10 protein-coding genes and 1 pseudogene are annotated in these 17,965 nt (G+C 50.5%); 7 read left to right on the top strand and 4 right to left on the bottom strand.

Going from position 1 to position 17,965, the window contains the following annotated elements; translation table 11 throughout:
- The first annotated feature begins 312 nt into the window (after window positions 1-312).
- The 5 genes from spoVAD (at window position 313) to feoB (ending at window position 5,266) form a co-directional block, all read left to right on the top strand.
- Window positions 313-1,323 (top strand): stage V sporulation protein AD, encoded by a 1,011-nt coding sequence (spoVAD, locus tag VV089_RS17915; RefSeq protein ID WP_172542035.1) that lies wholly within the window; start codon window positions 313-315, stop codon window positions 1,321-1,323.
- A 141-nt stretch (window positions 1,324-1,464) separates the two neighbouring features.
- Window positions 1,465-1,821 carry a SpoVA/SpoVAEb family sporulation membrane protein gene (locus VV089_RS17910; RefSeq protein WP_172542039.1) on the top strand — a complete coding sequence of 119 codons (357 nt, stop codon included), beginning with the start codon at window positions 1,465-1,467 and terminating at the stop codon, window positions 1,819-1,821.
- A 150-nt stretch (window positions 1,822-1,971) separates the two neighbouring features.
- The gene (locus VV089_RS17905) at window positions 1,972-2,841 is read left to right on the top strand and encodes a DegV family protein (RefSeq protein WP_334336863.1); all 870 of its coding nucleotides are present in this window, start codon (window positions 1,972-1,974) and stop codon (window positions 2,839-2,841) included.
- Between the two features lie 165 nt (window positions 2,842-3,006).
- Window positions 3,007-3,240, top strand: a complete 234-nt coding sequence (locus tag VV089_RS17900; protein ID WP_172542033.1) for a FeoA family protein — start codon at window positions 3,007-3,009, stop codon at window positions 3,238-3,240.
- Window positions 3,230-5,266 carry a ferrous iron transport protein B gene (gene feoB / locus VV089_RS17895; protein ID WP_172542032.1) on the top strand — a complete coding sequence of 679 codons (2,037 nt, stop codon included), beginning with the start codon at window positions 3,230-3,232 and terminating at the stop codon, window positions 5,264-5,266. The genes VV089_RS17900 and feoB overlap by 11 nt, the downstream gene beginning before the upstream one ends.
- A gap of 97 nt (window positions 5,267-5,363) precedes the next feature.
- On the opposite strand, the gene VV089_RS17890 is transcribed toward feoB, so the two are convergent.
- The 4 genes and pseudogenes from VV089_RS17890 to VV089_RS17875 form a co-directional block, all read right to left on the bottom strand.
- Window positions 5,364-5,591, bottom strand: a complete 228-nt coding sequence (locus tag VV089_RS17890) for a hypothetical protein (RefSeq protein ID WP_334336862.1) — start codon at window positions 5,589-5,591, stop codon at window positions 5,364-5,366.
- A gap of 5 nt (window positions 5,592-5,596) precedes the next feature.
- Window positions 5,597-5,773, bottom strand: a complete 177-nt coding sequence (locus tag VV089_RS17885) for a hypothetical protein (protein WP_334336861.1) — start codon at window positions 5,771-5,773, stop codon at window positions 5,597-5,599.
- Window positions 5,774-6,016: 243 nt separating this feature from the next.
- Window positions 6,017-6,523 (bottom strand): annotated as a pseudogene (locus tag VV089_RS25300) (M56 family metallopeptidase); the annotation flags it as partial.
- 240 nt (window positions 6,524-6,763) lie between these two features.
- On the bottom strand, window positions 6,764-7,156 hold the full coding sequence (locus VV089_RS17875; RefSeq protein WP_334336859.1) for a BlaI/MecI/CopY family transcriptional regulator: 393 nt from the start codon (window positions 7,154-7,156) through the stop codon (window positions 6,764-6,766).
- Between the two features lie 195 nt (window positions 7,157-7,351).
- Here VV089_RS17875 and VV089_RS17870 point away from each other — a divergent pair, with 195 nt between their 5' ends.
- Together VV089_RS17870 and VV089_RS17865 are read left to right on the top strand one after the other, a co-directional pair.
- Window positions 7,352-8,023, top strand: a complete 672-nt coding sequence (locus tag VV089_RS17870; RefSeq protein ID WP_334336858.1) for a hypothetical protein — start codon at window positions 7,352-7,354, stop codon at window positions 8,021-8,023.
- 65 nt (window positions 8,024-8,088) lie between these two features.
- Window positions 8,089-17,847, top strand: coding sequence for a DUF6531 domain-containing protein (locus VV089_RS17865; RefSeq protein WP_334336857.1), 9,759 nt, complete (start codon window positions 8,089-8,091; stop codon window positions 17,845-17,847).
- The last annotated feature ends 118 nt before the right edge of the window (window positions 17,848-17,965 follow it).

Genomic DNA, 17,965 nt, shown 5'->3' with positions numbered 1-17,965 from the left:
TTACGAGGGCGTGAAACAGCAAAAACCAGAGATATCGCAGAGTTGCTGGGTTTAAGCATGGCAAGGACGTGAGAGATACTTTCTGTGATGGATGATGTCGAAGCAATGGGAAGAAATAAGACAAGGATATATCGCTTGCGAAAAGAATCGTAATGGGCAGAGAAATATTTAACAGGCAGAGGGGCAGGTTAGCGGATGAAACATTCGTTAGCCTGCTTTTTGATGTATTAAGTTATTTTTTTCGCAGCTTAAGCATATAATATAAGTGCCGGAAAAAAATAAGAAAAAGGAAACACAGGAAGGAAGATAAAAATGGATACAATGGTAGGAAAACAGAGCATTCAGTTTCAGAGAGCACCACACATTGTCAGCGCGGCCTCCATTGTGGGAAAAAAAGAGGGCGAGGGGCCTTTGGGCTCTCAATTTGATCAGATTGAACAAGACCCCATGGCAGGACAGAATACCTGGGAGGAGGCGGAGAGCGCCTTGCAGAAAAAAGCGGCCTCTATGGCCATGGAGAAGATGCCGGCCGGGCTTCCTCCGGTGCGGTATCTTTTTTCCGGGGATCTTTTGGGACAACTTATCGCTACCTCATTCGGGGTAATGGATTTGAAGCTTCCCTTATTTGGCCTTTACGGGGCCTGTTCTACCATTGGGGAGGCTTTGATGCTTGCGGCCATGACGGTTCAAGGAGGGTATTCGGAGACGGTGCTGGCCCTCACCTCCAGTCATTTCGGAAGCGCGGAGAAGCAGTTTCGCTTTCCCTTGGAGTATGGAGGACAGAGACCCCTTGCAGCTACCTGGACCGTTACGGGAAGCGGTGCCTTTGTACTTGCCCCACAGGGAGGAAAAGCCCGGATATCGGGCGCAACCCCCGGAAAGGTTGTGGACTTTGGACTGAAGGATTCCTTGAACATGGGAGCCTGTATGGCTCCGGCTGCCTGCGATACGATCTGCCAGCATCTGGAGGATTTTGGAAGGCAGCCCTCGGACTATGACTATATTATAACGGGAGATCTGGGAAGTGTGGGGCAGACCATTCTTCTGGATCTGGCAAAGGAACGGGGATACGATCTGTCAGAGAAGCATCTGGACTGCGGAATGCTGATCTTTGACAGTGAAACCCAGGATACCCATGCGGGAGGCAGCGGATGCGCCTGCTCTGCGGTGACATTGGCGGCGCATATTCTGCCGAAGATTGAGAAGAACCAGTGGAAACGGGTGCTCTTTGTGCCCACGGGAGCTTTGCTTTCTACAGTCAGCTATAACGAGGGGCAGAGCGTGCCGGGGATTGCTCACGGGGTCGTGATTGAGCATGCTTGAATATTACGGAACTGGAAACAGTATATCCCCATACCGCACCCAGATGGATTTACGGACGCATGTATTTTGCGGTCGGAAATTCATCTCTTGTACCGGGTGCGGTATGGGGATATACGGAACTGGAATAGGAGATGACTTATGATGGACTATATCAATGCATTCTGGGTAGGGGGGCTCATCTGCGCCCTGGTACAGATTTTGATGGAAAAGACAAAAATGATGCCGGGAAGAATCATGGTGTTGCTGGTCTGCACAGGCGCCGTTCTGGGGGCAGTCGGAATCTACGGGCCCTTCCAGGAGTATGCAGGGGCGGGAGCCTCCGTGCCGCTTCTGGGCTTTGGCAATACCCTCTGGAAGGGAGTAAAGGAAGCGGTGGAGACAGACGGCTTCTTAGGGATCTTCAAAGGCGGCTTTGAGGCCAGCGCCGTGGGAATCTGCGCAGCCCTGGTTTTTGCCTATGTGGCAAGCCTCATCTTCCAGCCTAAGATGAAGAAATAAGCTTGTCTTTTGAAACTCAAACTGTTATACTGGTACTGTTTGCAAATGGTGCGGACGGTTACTGCCTGTCCAAAAGCGCTGCGGTTCACTCTGTGGCCGGTAACCAAAAATCAGACAGTAACCAGGATAACAGTTGAGGAGGAACAGGCATTGAGCAGAGTAGCGATTGTAACGGACAGCAACAGCGGCATTACACAGGAGACTGCCTGTGAGATGGGAATCCGCGTGCTGCCCATGCCATTTACCATTGATGGAAAAGAGTATTTTGAGGGAATCAGTCTGAACCAGAAAGAGTTTTATGAGAGGCTGGCACAGGATGCGGATATTGCAACCTCGCAGCCGTCTCCGGAATCCGTTATGGATCTTTGGAAGGAGCTTCTTATGGAGTATGACGAGGTAGTCCATATTCCCATGTCCAGCGGTCTGTCCGGTTCCTGCCAGACGGCCATTGCCCTGGCGGATGATTTTGATGGAAAGGTCCAGGTAGTGAACAACCAGCGGATTTCCATTACCCAGCGTCAGTCTGTGGCGGATGCCGTCCGTCTGGCAGAAGAGGGAAAAAGTGCAAAAGAGATTAAGGAGATTCTGGAGAGAGTGAAGCTGGAATCCAGCATCTATATTACGGTGGCAACGCTGAAATACCTGAAAAAGGGCGGACGCCTTACGCCTGCAGTGGCAGCTATCGGAACCTTGCTGCGCATCAAGCCGGTTCTGCAGATCCAGGGAGAACGGCTGGATACATTTTCCAAGGCACGAACCATGCAGCAGGCAAAGAAAACCATGCTCGATGCCATCCGCAATGATATTGAGACCCGGTTCGGCGGATTGGATGCAAAGGATGTGTATCTGGATATCGCCCACACGAATAACGAGGAGGAAGCCGTCAAGTTCAAGGCAGAGGTGGAAGCGGCGTTCCCGGGATATTCCGTGGGATTTGTGGATCCTTTGTCGCTGAGCGTTTCCTGCCACATCGGCGACGGCTCTCTGGCGATTGCGGCTACCAGGATTCTCCATGACTGACCAATGAGAATTCTGGAAAAAAGAAACATGCACAAAATCAGATAAGGAATGCGTCAATATTTATTGAGAATTATTATCAATAAGTATTGACGTTTTTTTTCTGTAGTGATATGGTTTTATATAGCTGGAAAAGTCAATGGAGAGAGTGAGAGAAAAGGAAGAACAATGACGTTACGAGAAGGAACCATAGGAAATAAATACCAGGTAAAAGAGATACAGCTTGAGGACAAGGTGAAGCGCCGTCTTCAGATGCTTGGAATGACAAAGGGGACGGGAGTCCAGGTGTTGAACAATAAGAAAAGCGGATCCATTATTATGAAGGTCCGGGGAACCAGATTTGCCATAGGAAAGCGGATTGCAGAGGGCATTCTGGTAGAGGAGGGCGCTTATGAGCAGTGAGATTCATGTAGCCTTTGTGGGGAATCCCAATTGCGGAAAAACCACATTGTTTAATGATTATACAGGCGCAAAGCTGAAAGTGGCCAACTGGCCCGGCGTGACGGTGGAGAAGAAGGAGGGCTCGTACACCTTTAAGGGAGAGGCCATGCGCCTGGTGGATCTGCCGGGTATTTACAGTCTGACTTCCTACACCATGGAGGAAAAGGTCTCAAGGGGCTATATTCTCGGAGATGAAGTAGATGTGGTGGTGGATGTGGCAGACGCCTCTTCCCTGGAGCGGAATCTTTATCTGACCCTGCAGCTGATTGAGCTGGGCAAGCCTGTGGTGCTGGCGTTAAATATGATGGATATTGTGGAGGAGCGGGGCATGGATATGGATCTGCACCGCCTGCCCGAGATGCTGGGAATTCCCTGCATTCCCGTAAGCGCCAGGACAAAACAGGGCCTGGAGATTCTGATGCATGCGGTGGTTCATCACAAGGACCGGGAGCTTGACAGCCTGGAGCATCATCACGAGAGGACAAGCCGTCACAAGCACGATCACCACAAGGATATTGTGATGGTATACAGTGACGAGCTGGAGGACAAAATTGACGCAGTGTCGGATCGCTTACGGGAAGCCTATGGGGAGCTGCCGAACATGCGCTGGCATGCCATTAAGCATCTGGAGTGGGACGAAGAAATCCGCAAAAAATATCCCGTCGATATGGCCGGCATTGCAGAAGAGAGCTGTGAGACGGAGATTATCAGCCAGAAATATGATTTTATTGAGGAAATTATTGAAGAGTGCCTGGTGGGGAAGAGCCAGAAGGCGGAATTTACAGATAAGATTGACAGAGTGCTGACCAACCGTTTTTTGGGCGTGCCTATTTTCCTTGGGATTATGGCCCTTGTGTTTTTTCTGACCTTTGCCATCGGGGACTGGCTGAAGGGCTTTATGGAGGAAGGGCTTGACCAGGTTACGGGAGTGATTCTGAATCTTATGGAGGCAGCAGGGGTGAGCGCTGTGCTCCGCTCTCTGGTGGTGGAGGGAATTATTGCCGGCGTAGGCGGAATTCTTACCTTTCTGCCGAACATTTTTATCTTGTTCCTGGCTCTTGCATTTTTGGAGGACAGCGGATACATGGCGAGGGTTGCCTATGTGATGGACGGGATCATGGGGAAAATCGGTCTGTCCGGACGGGCGTTTATTCCGATGCTCCTTGGCTTTGGGTGTACGGTTCCGGCAGTTATGGCTTCCCGGGCTCTTGAGGATCCGAAGGATCGGCTGAAAACGATTCTGGTAACGCCTTTTATGTCCTGCAGTGCGAGGCTTCCAATTTATGTGCTGTTTTCCAGTATGTTTTTTCCCGACTGTGCTATGCTGGCGGCTTACTCCATGTATGTGCTTGGGATTGTGACGGCCATCGGGGCGGCCCTGGTGATGCATTTATTTACCAGGAAGAAGGAGATTAATACGCTGCTGATTGAGCTTCCGGAATATAAGTCGCCGAATTTACATAGCATCGCTATTTACACATGGGAGAAGGTGGAGGATTACCTGCGGAAGGCCGGAACTACGATCTTTGCAGCGTCCCTTGTGCTCTGGGTGATTCTGAACTTTGGGCCGGGTGGAATGGTGACAGATATGTCTATGAGTTTTGGAGCTATGGCCGGACGGGTGGCTGCGCCGCTGATGAAGCCGGCCGGGCTTGGGTACTGGCAGGTTGTGGTGGCACTGATTGCCGGGCTGGCGGCTAAGGAGGTTGTGGTTTCCAGCATGAGCGTGCTCTTTGGGATTACGAACGTGACTTCGGCAGCAGGAATGGCCGGGATGCGGACAGCCCTTGCCGGGATTGGCTTCACGGCGGTGAATGCTTATGCGCTGATGACCTTCTGCCTCCTGTATACGCCCTGCATGGCGGCAGTGGCTACAATCCGCAGGGAGACGAATTCCTGGAGATGGACGGTATTTGGGGCGGTGTTCCAGAGTGTGCTGGCCTGGATTGTGGCGACGGCGGTTTACCGGATTGGGGTGCTGCTGTAGTGGGATGTGTTTGTTAAAAAATATTGATAAGAAGAAGGACGGCATGCTGTGTAAGCAGTGCCGTCCTTCTTAAGAGGAAATTAGAATACTGAACAGGTTAGGGGACTATTTCCCAATCCGTCAGCGGAGTTTTGGTTGAATAATTGTAAAGCCTGCGGTAAAGGACACCATCAATGACTTTATACTGCCAGTCAATATCCGGTTTCCGTTCCACATCAGACAGCTCCAGCGCATATGGGGCAGGTGACATAGCAGCAACACTTAAAGGTGCAGCTAAAAAGAGCAGGTTTAATGTTGTTACAAAATAAAGAATCGCTTTTTTCATGGTACTTATTCCTCCTTTGTATTGTCGTATATTGGTATATCTTTAAAACTATCTAAAACTTCTGCACTTGTATAAACATATTGATTATCCATATAGAGCTCATACTTGTCACCATTGTGAATGTAAAAGGTTCCTTTAGCGGGACTTCGATAAATCTCATCCCCGGCCTCATCCATTCTCACCGGATAAGATGTCTCCAGCACAAAAGTAAATGACAACATGAACAGCACAAAGCAAAGAATCACGCCCAATATGGAGTTATGCCTGGCAGGAGCAGCTTTTATGTAGTTGAATCTCTGAAAAATAAGCGCTTTTTTTCGATTGGGCAAAAGACCAAAATGTATATTTTGGGGAAAGCGAGCTTTCGTTTTTGCGTACTGCAGTGTCTTATGAAGGCCGCTCAGATAGGCGGATCGTTGGGACTGGGTAGTCATACGAACCAACTGGGCATCTGTGGAGAGCTCTTGTATCTGATGAACAGCAGGGAGAAAGAAAAAGATAAGTACTGGGTTCCACCACTGAACAATAGTCAGAAGATCCAGCAGTATCTTAAGCAAAAAATGGCAAAGCTTATAATGAAGCAGTTCATGTATGAAGACACAACGCAGCTCATCCTCTGTATAATCAATATCAGGCAGCAGGACAACAGGATGCCTCACCCCCCAGAGGGCCGGAGTCGGAAAGCGGCTGCACCTCACAAGGCGGAAGCTTACTTTTCCTCCGGGAAAGATATCTTCCTGGACGTTTTCAAAGATACGGATGACGGCAGGATCGGATATCTGTGGAAATAATTTTGTCAGCCTGCAGCATCGGCGGTAACCGAGAAGCTTATGAAACAATATAACCAGGGAACCGGCCAGCCAGACGCAGGACAAAATACCTGCCAGTGTCAAAGAAAAGGAATCTGTCTTAAGCAAAGGATGCAGGAGCATATCCCTAAAAAACGGAAGCCATGTCCTGGAATAGATGGTTCTGGTTAAAGAAAACGGAAAATATGAAAGCTCTATCGGAAGCAGGCCCCGGATAAGTATCAGAGATGCAAGAAAAGATAAACATCTCAAACCTAAGTGCTTTATCAAATAATCATTTCTTAAAAAAATCAATAGAACTAAGGTTAAAAGAACGACGGCAATGAATGAAGCAAAAAAAGAAGAAAGTGATAACAGCATGATTTAGTCCTCTCTGCTTTTGTAATCCTGTATCATCGTTTCCAGCTTTTCTAATAAATCATCATCAACATAATCAGAGCGAAGCAGTGTGGAAAAATAAGACAAAGTACTGCTGGCAATAGATCCGTTCTCAGAGAGAGCCTGGATCAAGACTCCCTGTTCCTCATATTCCTCCCTGGACACAGTAGGAATGTAAGCGCGCCCGGTTCTCGTTGTTGACTGCCGAAAAGATTCTACCTCGATATAACCCTTTTTTTCAAGATGAACCAGAACCTTGGCCACTGTATTGCGGCTTAAGGAAGGATTCATCTTTAAAATATCGGAAATCAGGCAGGAGTGTCCGGCAGACCACAGAAGCTCCATAATTTCCTTTTCCTTTGGAAAAAGTCGTCTCATTACTTAATCCCCTTGTATTTACGTTAATTTCATAATAGAACAATCAGTTTCATATGTCAACATAAAAATGTGTATTGACAAAAACGTATTTATTATGTAATATGCAAAGCATAATAAATATGCTTTTTGAAAAACATAATTAGAATTCTTAGCTCGCTTAAACAATAAAAATGTCTGTGGAGGGGTAAGGGCATTATGAGAAAAGAATGGAATGGACAAAAGAAGCCTTTCAAGCGAATAAGCTGTACGGCAAATTTTCGATACGGATTACTGGGAACCGGAGCATTCTGCATCAGCATGGGGCATGCTCTATGGGTTCCCTTTGTAATATCAAACCGTCTGGGAGGCGCTGCTGCGCCCCGGGAAGTACGGCTTTTAGGAGTGTTTTTGCTGATGGCCGGAGCAGCGCTCCTTATCCGGGGCCTGGAAGCAAAGAAATGGAAAGAGTGGGGGAAGCTCTTTCTTTTTTTCGCCATTTTACAGATATGCCTTTCCCTGGCTTCCGGTCTTCTGGCCCTTTTTGTGCTGTCTCTGTCCGGGGATAACGGAAAGACGGCAAAGGAGGCAGCGGATCTGGGCAGCGTGGTTCTCGCCCTTCCGGTCCATGCGTGGATGCTCTGCCTTGCCGGGCGTCTCCTAAAAAAGGAGCGGTTTGTCCTCTGGTTTCCGGGGAAACTGTTCCTGCAGTTTCTTGCTTTTTGTTTTCTGGCCGCATTGTGTCAGGCTCTGTCAGCAGGACTTCCAGAGAGCACGGCAGGAATCCTTACGCAAGGAGCGCTGGGCGGATGCCTGCTCTTTGCGGCTCTTTTCCTGATGCTGAAGCTGACGCAGCGTCAGCTTTCCAAGGAAGAGATAAGGGAATCATAGGGGAAAACGGCAATTCTCCCGGACAGGGATACGGCCGGAAGAACTGCAGAACAGGAGAAGATAAGATGAAACGCATCACAGTACAGAAGATAAAAAGAATCAGCATAGCAGCACTGGCGGCAGTCTTGTTTGTAAGCAGCGAGCTTCCGGCTTACGGGGCGGTGATTCCCCAGGAGGCGGAAGAGGCAGAACCGGCAGCAGAAGAGAAAGAGAGGGAGACATTCGACTATCCCCAGGCAAATGTCTATGAAGGGGAGACGGAACTCTCCCAGGATAAAGAATCCGGTCAGGAGACTCCGGAACAGGTAGAAGGGGCAGGGCCGGAAAGCGGACAGCCGGGAGTTTTAGGAGAAGAGCCGGAAGAAACGGAAAAAACAGAACAACCAGAGCCGGAGGAATCAGAACCGGAAGAGCAAGAACCAGGGGAAGACATAACACTTTTGGCCCCGGATCTTTCCGAAGAAGCGCTCCCTTATGCAGAGAAATGGGAAGAACCTGTGGAAACAGGAATGTATTATAAGACTTACCGGAATCCGGACGGATCTTTTCGCACGATCTGCACCTCAACCCCGAACCTGTATAAGGACGAGAAAGGGGAAGAACATCCCATTGACAATACACTGATCCTGGCAGAAGAAGAGGAGGCTCCTGCGTCTTTGGAAGAAGAAGGCGTATACGTAAACACAGCCAACAGCATGAAGATAGAGCTCCCGGCAGTTATAAAGCCGGAAGAAAGCAGAGGAATCACCATAGAAGAGGAAGGCCTGCGCCTTGTGATGGTTCCGGCAGAGGGCGATTACAGCCATGCAGCAGCTGAAGAAAACGCAGTCCGCTACAACCAGGTCTTCGAGAACATTGACATCCAGTACACGATCCAGGACACAGGCCTCAAGGAAGATATCATTCTTCTTGCGCCCACAGAGCGGAACAGCTTTTCCTATCTCCTTAAAAAGGACGGCTTCACGGCAGAGGAAGAGGAAGGGAGGATCCTTATTATACCCGAGGGACAGGAGGAGCCGTCGGCAGTGCTTACCGCACCTTCCATGAGCGATGCGGCAGGAGCGCAGAGCCGTGATCTTTCCTTAAGCCTGGAGGAAGAGGAAGAGGCATACCGCATCACGGTAACGGCAGACCGTGAGTGGCTTGCAGAAGAGGAAAGGGTCTATCCGATCAAGATTGATCCCAACACGCTGATCTTAAAAAAAGAGATTGTGCTTATCGGCCTGTGCTCCGAGTACAGCAGGGGAACCTTCGATGCCGTCCCTACCATCCACGCAGGTTACAAAACTGGTTTTGGAAAATGCCGCCTTTTTGTGATATCGGGTTTCCTGTATCCGTCCATTGGAATGGGGGAGGACGGCCCGGTCACCATCACCTCCGCTTCCATGCACCTCTACCAGGAGGAAAAGGCAGGGGACGGAAAGATGTTCTGCCATATCATTGACGAGCCCTACAGCTTTTCCGGAGCCGGAAGCTGGAATGCCCTTGTGGGGCTTAAGCACCACGCCATAAGCCCCGACGCCGTAGTCTCTGGCGTGGGCTGGAAGGACATCGACATCACGGAAGCCGTAAGCGGATGGTACGGCGGCATCTATGAAAGCTACGGCTTGATTCTGCTTGCGGAAGACGAGACAAAGCCTTTCGGTTCCTTTGCTTCGGAATGCAATGGGGACACGTCGCTGCGCCCCTACTATGAGATCAACTGGAAGCTCACAGACGAGGCAGATCCCGATTATCCCCTGGATAACACCACCCTCACCCTAAGGACCATCATGCAGACAGACGTCCAGGGAAAGATGAACCTTCTTGGCGTATTTGCAGACGGCCTGGCCCGGCCTGGCTCCCAGGTAGTCTACGCCCTTACAGAGGATGCAGGAAAATATTCCGGAATCGCCAAAGGAAGAAGCCGGACCTTATACCCCAATACGGAGAGCTTCGAAAGCGCCTTCCCCAAGGGAAGCACCCGTTACCGCCAGGGACTCCATAACTGGCAGACAACCGTCCCCTTCACGGATCTGGAACCTAACAAGGTCTACCGCCTCCAGGCCTCCGCAGTCAAGAACGGAAAAACAGGAAAGACCGTATACAGCGACGAATTTTTAAAATACAAGATCACCCGTTACGACACCCTGCCCAAGATCGCGGACTATTACGGCGTTCCTCTGGCCCAGTTAGTGTACGACAACCGGGTTCAGGACATGCTCCTGGTAGAGGGCAACACCCTGTTCATACGCAATCCTGCAAAGAACAAAAATAAACCCTACCAGCCGGCGGCGCTGACAGACGCCGACAAGGCTGCCATAGACGCCCAGCTGATGGGCCGGGGCCTCCACTGCGAATTCGGCTTCGAGCCGGTGAATCTGAACACAGGAAACTTCTACCTGGAGCAGGAAGACAGCAGCGTCCCAGGGTACGGGGAAGCACTCTCCATCACCCGGAGCTACAACAGCCGGGGAGCAGGCTGCACAGGTTCCTTCGGCGCAGGCTTTTCCTTTGCATATGACGAGCAGCTTATCCGGAAGGACAACAAAACTCTTCTGTACCGGAGAGGAGACGGAAGCACCCTGGAGTTTACCCTGCAGGCAGACGGAACCTATGCATCTCCGGCCGGATACGGGATGGTCATAGAGCCAGTGGAGGATGGAACAGGAGAAATCACCAATCCTACCACAGAAGAGCAGGCAGAGGAAGCGGCAGACGGAGAGACCGTATTCGGCACCTACCCCGTGTACCGGTATGAACTGAAGGAGAAGACAGAAAACGGCGGAATCTGTACACGCAGCTTTGATTCCTCCGGCCTTCTGACACAGATTAAGGATGAAAAGGGCAATACGGTAACGCTCTCTTATGGAGCTGACAGCCTCCTTGAAAGCATTACCTCCGATTCCGGACAGACCTATGGCTTTGAATGGAAGAACGGCCTTATCAGCGCCGTCATCCGTCCTGACGGGAAAAAGCTGTCCTATGCTTACAACAGCGATAACGAACTGGTATCCTATACAGATTCCTTAGGAATCACACTCCGCTATGAATACGATGATCGGCACCGCATGACCGCCTGGTATGACGGGAACGGGGATCGGATGGTATTAAATGAGTACGACAGCCAGGGCCGGGTAACGAAGCAGACAGACGGCAGCGGCGGCGTTACCGAGCTTTCCTACCAGAAGGGGCAGACCATAACTACAGACGCCCTGGGACAGAAGACGGTCTATCTCTATGACGAACAGTACCGGACAAAAGAGATCCGCTGCCCCGACGGCACACAGGAAACATTTGCCTACACGGCAGGAAACCAGACAGCCTCCCATACAGACCGTCTGGGACATATTACTGCTTATACTTATGACAGACAGGGGAACCTTCTTAGCGAAACCCGTTTTGACGGCGCAGCTCGTTCTTATGCCTATGACGGGAAGAACCGCCTTATTTCCCAGACGGATTATAACGGGGCGGTTACCACATATGAATATGACGGAAAAGGAAACCTCACCCGTATGGTACGCCCGGACAAAAGCGCCCTGTCTTACGGCTACAATGGGAAGAACCAGCTTACCTCCGTAAAGGATCCGGAAGGGAATACCGTCACCCTCTCCTATACAGGAACCAGCCTCACCGGAATCAAGGATGCACTGGGGAACCAGGCAGCCTTTGCTTACGATGCCTTCGGAAATCTTATCTCCATGACCGATCCCGAAGGGAACACAAGTCGTACCGAATATGATGCAGAAGGGAGGAAGCTTAAGGAAACCGATGCCCTGGGCGGCGTAACTTCTTACGCCTTTGACGATGCCGGGAATGTTCTCTCCATCACAGATCCCATGGGAAATAAGACTTCCTTCACCTATGACGCAAACGGCAATCCGCTTACCGCCTTAGACCCGGAAGGTAACACGTATACCTACACTTATGATGCCTTAAACCGTCGTCTGACCGAAACCCTGCCCGACGGTACTCTGATAAAAAAGGAATATGATACGGATGGAAACTGTATTCTGGAAACCGACGGAGAAGACAATGCCTATACTTACCGTTACGATCCCCTGGGAAATCTCCTGGAAGAAACGGATCCTCTGGGCCATACCACTGTTTATACCTATGATTACAGGAATAACCAGATGGAGACTCGAACCGACGCATTAGGCGGCGTGCTGCGTCTGGAATACGATATTCAGGGAAGCCCCGTCCGGTTCACCCTGGAAAACGGCGTCTCCGTCACCTATGCCTACGATGTCCTGGGCCGTCTCATCCGGGAGGAGAACGAAGCCTCCGGTCTGGAGACAGAGTATGTTTATGACAAAAACGGAAACCTCTTAAAGCGTGAGGACAGCCAGGGAAGAAGCTGGTCTTACACCTACGATGCGGCCGGAAATATGACGGAACAGCTCCTTCCAAACGGCGGTCGCCTGTCCTATGAATACGACGCCTGCGGCAGGATCAAAAAGGAAACGGATCCTCTGGGCCATGAGACCAGCCGGAACTACGATGCCCTTGGCCGGGTACTGTCCCAGACGGATGCCAAGGGGGAGACAACCTCTTACGAGTATGACGCCAATGGCAATGAAACTACCCGGACGGATGCCCTGGGCCATACTGTCCGGACCATCTATGACGGTCTGAACCGGGCAGCAGGCTATGTGGACAGCCGGAATTTCCAGACCTCTGTCACCTACGATGGGGCCGGAAACCTGACCTCCCTCACCGATGCCTTAAACGGAACCACTTCTTATTCCCACGACGGCCGGGGTCTTGCTGTGGAGGTTACAGACGCCCTGGGGAACGTGTACCGGAACACCTTCGATGCCTCCGGGAATCGGATCCGCATCGATGCCCCGGACGGAACCTGGATCCGTTACACCTATGATGCCCTGGGCCGTCAGACAAAAAGTACTGACAGCGAAGGTCTGATAAAAAGCTATGCCTACGACGTATCGGGGAACCTGCTGGAAGCTTCCGACAATGAAGGTCACAGCACAAAGTACGCCTATGATCCCTCAGGCAATCTCATTTCCGTGATCGATGCCCTGGGGAATAAGACCAGTTATACCTACGATGCTTACGGCCAGGTACTTTCCGTGACCAATCCGGCAGGAAGTATGACCAGCTACACCTACGATTTCATGGGAAATGTGGAAACCGTTACCGACGGGGCAGGGCTTACCGTTACCTATACCTATGACAAAGCTGGCAGATGTACTTCCGTCCAGGATGAAGTACACGGGAGGCAGGCCTATGCCTACGATGCCCTTGGGAACTTAAAGAGCGACACCAACCCCTTAGGGGAAACCAATACCTATACCTATGATGCTCTAGGCCGGGTTACTGCGATCCTGGAAGCTGGAGGCCTGCATACAGAGTACACCTACGACCCTTCCGGAAACCTTACAGAAGAGATTGATCCAAACGGCAATAAAACCAGCTACGAATACGACGCATTAGACCGCCTCATCTCCCTTACCGAAGCAGACGGAAGCCGGGAGGACTATCTGTACGACGCCCTGGGCAACCTGGTGAAATATCAGGATGCCATGGGAAATGTGACCTCCTACAGGTATGACAGTGTAAGCCAGCTGACCGAGCTTGTACTGCCGGAGGGCGGCGTGTGGCATTACGCCTACGACGGACACGGAAAAATCCTTCGGGAAACCGATCCCCTGGGCCGGGAGACCTCTTACGGCTACTCCCTGTCCGGAGAGCTTGTAAGCCGGACCTTGGCAGACGGGGCGGAGTACCGTTACGCTTACGATCTCCTGGGACGTATCACAGGCCTGGAAGCCCCGGAAGGAAGAAGCCTGTCCTGGGAATACAACGAGGCAGGGGATCTCATCCGCGAGACCGACGCAAAAGGGAATACGGCCTCCTACACCTATGACAAGCTGCACCGGCTTCTTTCCGTTACCAATCCGGAGGGAGCCAGGATCAGCTACAGCTACGACAAGGCCGGAAATATGGTAAGCGCCGTGTCGCCCTCAGGAGCAGAGAGCAGCTTCCGGTACGACGCTCTGGATCGGGTAAGCAGCGTAAAAACTCCGGGTATGCATGAGCTCTCTTACACTTATGATGAAGCAGGCAATCTTGCCGCCGTTACCGAAACCGGAAGAGAAAGGAAAACAGGAACCGGAATCGGCGCTGGAACAGGAGCAGGGATAGGGGCATATATAGGAGCCGGAAGAGAAGCAGAGACAGAAAAGATCATCAGCCGTGCCACCCGGTACGCTTACGATGCGGCCGGGAATCTTCTCACCGAAACCGATCCGCTGAACCAGATACAGAGCTATGCCTATGATAACAGGAACCGCCTGACAGAGACCGTCAGTGCCGCAGGGCGGAAGGAACAGTATACTTACGACCGGGACAGCCGTATGATCGGGATCACCGATGCCCTGGGGAACAAGATACGCCTTGCCTACGACGGCAATGATAACCTTACAGGCCTTATTGATGGGGAAGGCCGGAGCATTACTTATACTTACGATCCGGCAGACCAGCTTATTAAGGCAGAGGAGGCCGGGGCTGTCACCGCTTATACTTACGATTCCGTGGGAAATGTAAGCACAGTAACGGATGGAAACGGCAACACTACAAGCTATACCTACGACCTGGCAGGCCGTCTTACCAGCCGCACCAATCCTCTTGGAGAGACCGAGCGTTATACCTATGATCTCAATGACTGTCTGGAAGCATTCACACAGGGAGACGGAAGCGCCATAACCTACGATTATGATAAGCTGAATCAGCTTGTAAGCGTGGATTACAGCGCGGCAGAGGAAGAAGACTCCCAGGTGCTCTACGCCTACGATTCCGAAGGGCGGCGGATCTCCATGGAGGATTTGACCGGGACAAGCACTTATACTTATGATGAAGCCGGGCGCGTGGAGAGCGTCACGGACGGCAGGGGAAACAAGGTATCCTACGAATATGATGCCTTCGGGAACCTCTCTGTCCTTATCTATCCTGACGGGGGACGTGTATCCTACACTTACGACCTCCTGGACCGCCTGACAGAGGTAACAGACCGGCAGGGAGGGGTTACGTCCTATACATATGATCCGGACGGGCTTCTTCTGGAGGTAAAGCGTCCCAACGGGACGAGAACCACCCTTTCCTATGATGGTGCAGGGCAGGTTGAGACGGTCAGAAACCTGGATAAGGGAGGTGGAGAGCTGTCCTTCTACCGCTATGCCTATGACCATTCCGGCTTTATCACCAGCGAAGAGGTACGCCAGAGAGCGGAAGGGAAAACAGAGCTTTTCACGAACACCTATACTTATGACAATCGGGGACAGCTGGTTTTGGCATCCACTTTGAAGGACGGGAAGACCAGTGAAATCCGCTATACCTACGATAAGGCAGGGAACCGGATTGCATTAGAAAAGAACGAAGATACCATCCTGGCTTACCTTGAGGAATACGCCTACGATGAAGCGAACCGCTTAACCAGTCGGAATGTAAGCGGAAACCAGAAAGAGCCGGAGCTGAATGGAACCACCGCCTGCACTTATGATAAGAACGGGAATCTGATCCAGGAGATCGGGCCCGATGAGCGGATTACCGTATACACTTATGATGTGGAGAACCGTCTGAAAGCCGTGATGGAAGGAGACCGCCTCTTGCTGGCAGCCCTTTACGACGGCGACGGAAACCGGGTATTCCGGATGGAGTACGGGGATAAAACGGATGGAATATCTATAAACGGCGCGGATAAAGAAGAGAACAGCGTCTCCATAACAGAAGAGACAAAAGGGGAAGCAGGCAGAAGCGGCTCGCCCTTGATTCCTCATGTCCATGAGACAGAGGAAACGCAGGAGGAGATCACAGAGACCCGGAACAATATCTTCTGGTACGGCTTCGGCCAGGGGCTGATCCAGGGTCTTACCACGGTGCCCGGATATCTGAGCCGCTGGCTGCATGAGCACTGGGAGTATATTTTAAGAAGAATCGATCTCCATAAGGATTATGAGGTACATACCTTCACAGAGGGAGGGGACGAGGCCAGGAAGCCGAAGGAGGGGGATGCCTGGACATCCATGCTTTATGATGAGATCTTTATCCCCTTCCATGTAGGGGAGGAAGCCCGTGAGAACTATGTGCAGACCAGCTATGTGAATGATGTAAACCGCGCATATGCGGAGACGCTGGCGGAATACCAAGTGAACGGAGCCGGGGGAACTGCAGGAACAGAAGGCAGCATTTATGAATACGGCCTCCAGCGCCTGAGTTATACGGAGATGGGAAGCGGAGAGCTGTTCACGTATCTCTATGACGGAAGGGGGAGCGTGTCAAACCTGACTTCCCAGTCCGGGGCATCTGTGCTAAGCTATGTGTATGATGCTTACGGGATGGCAGAAGTCTATAACTGTACGGGCAGTGACAGCCCTGCTTCCGGAATAAGAAATCTATACGGTTATAACGGCGAATCTACAGATCCGTCTACCGGTTTCCAGTATCTGAGAAGCCGCTATTACAACAGCCGGACAGGAAGCTTTCTGACGGCGGATACCTACAGCGGAAGTATCTTAGAGCCCTTAAGCCAGAACCGCTACACTTACACCGGAAACAACCCTGTAAACTTAAGGGACCCCGGCGGTCATGCCTGGATAAAAGGAACGGCGGCAAAGGTATTCTCGGCAGGAAAGAAAGCCGCCGCCAAGCCTAAGGCGATAAAGAGCAGCCCGGCGAAAGCGGTGATGAGTGCAGCCAAGAAAACAATAACGAATACAAAAAAGACCGTATCCGCCAGCAGCCAGAAAAATAAGGGAACCTCCAGGCAGAATGTAAGCAGTGGGACTAAGACTGCGGCCTCAAAGATAATGAGCGCCGGGGTGTCCGTAGCAAAAACAAGCAAAAGCAGCGGAGTAAAACGTGCCGCAGCGAAAACGGACTGGCAGCAGACCATAGCCAACGATATGAGCGGAACAAAGGCAGGGACAGTCCGGAGAGTTAAGACAGGCCAGAGCTATATCAATAACAAGCTGTTCACGGCCAGCAGTGAGAAAGAGAGGAAGATTTGCGCCAGCGGAGACAGAGCCACAGCTGGGGCAATACCTACTGCAATTGCAGTAGCTCCTCCAGCACCGGTACTTCCATGGTTTTGGGGAGTGATTGAAGGACTTCTAGAAGGCGCAGCTGCAGCTTTGGGCTGGGGAGCATTAGCGATTCTGGCAGTAATAGGTGCAGGTATTTTTGTAAATTTAGGTGTGGGATATCAGAAAGAACAGACAGATACATTGATACATGTCACCCCACAATTTAGAGATCGAATGAAGGAGATTCTGGATAGAAGATATGGAGAACAAGAGACGACTATAACAAGTCCTAATAATTCTGAAATCGAAGATTCAGACGATGAGATTCAAGAAGGAGGCGGCGATAAAAATAATAATGATGAGGATGATGGTGAAGAGAAAGAACTAGAACCAGAAGCTCCAGAACCGAAAGCTCCTAAGCCGGAAGGCAATAGTTCTAGTTCAGAGAACAATCAAGAGGGTACGAATATTTCTAAAAGTGTATTAAAGCATATACTAAATCGGCATATGCCATTACAAGTTGCGAAAAAATTTGAACATATGAGTGAAGAGATGATTCAAAAATATTTAAATGCCGTATCATTTTTTAATAAAAATTGGTCGGTAGAAATGATACAGGAAGCATTAGATTATGGATTGAATGAAGCTATAAATCAAGGGGTGGAAAAGGGAAAATATATTTTTGAATATCTTGGAGATATAATTACAATTTATATAGAGAATGGTTTTTTAAAAACGGGATATGGAAATTATAAATATACAATAGACGAGATAATGTTTTTACTAACAGGTAAATGAAAATTTTGGATTTCAGCTTTTAGGTTTACTAATTGGAAAATATTATTAAATAACACAATTTTTAGGTGAACAGTAACGAAGTCTTTGGGGAGAGTTTTTCATTTCTCGCTAAAAGCTG

Source organism: Candidatus Merdisoma sp. JLR.KK011, assembly GCF_036941125.1.
Lineage (GTDB): Bacteria > Bacillota > Clostridia > Lachnospirales > Lachnospiraceae > Laedolimicola.
The sequence above is the reverse complement of the archived record's forward strand: the minus strand, read 5'-3'. Positions and strand labels throughout refer to the sequence as shown.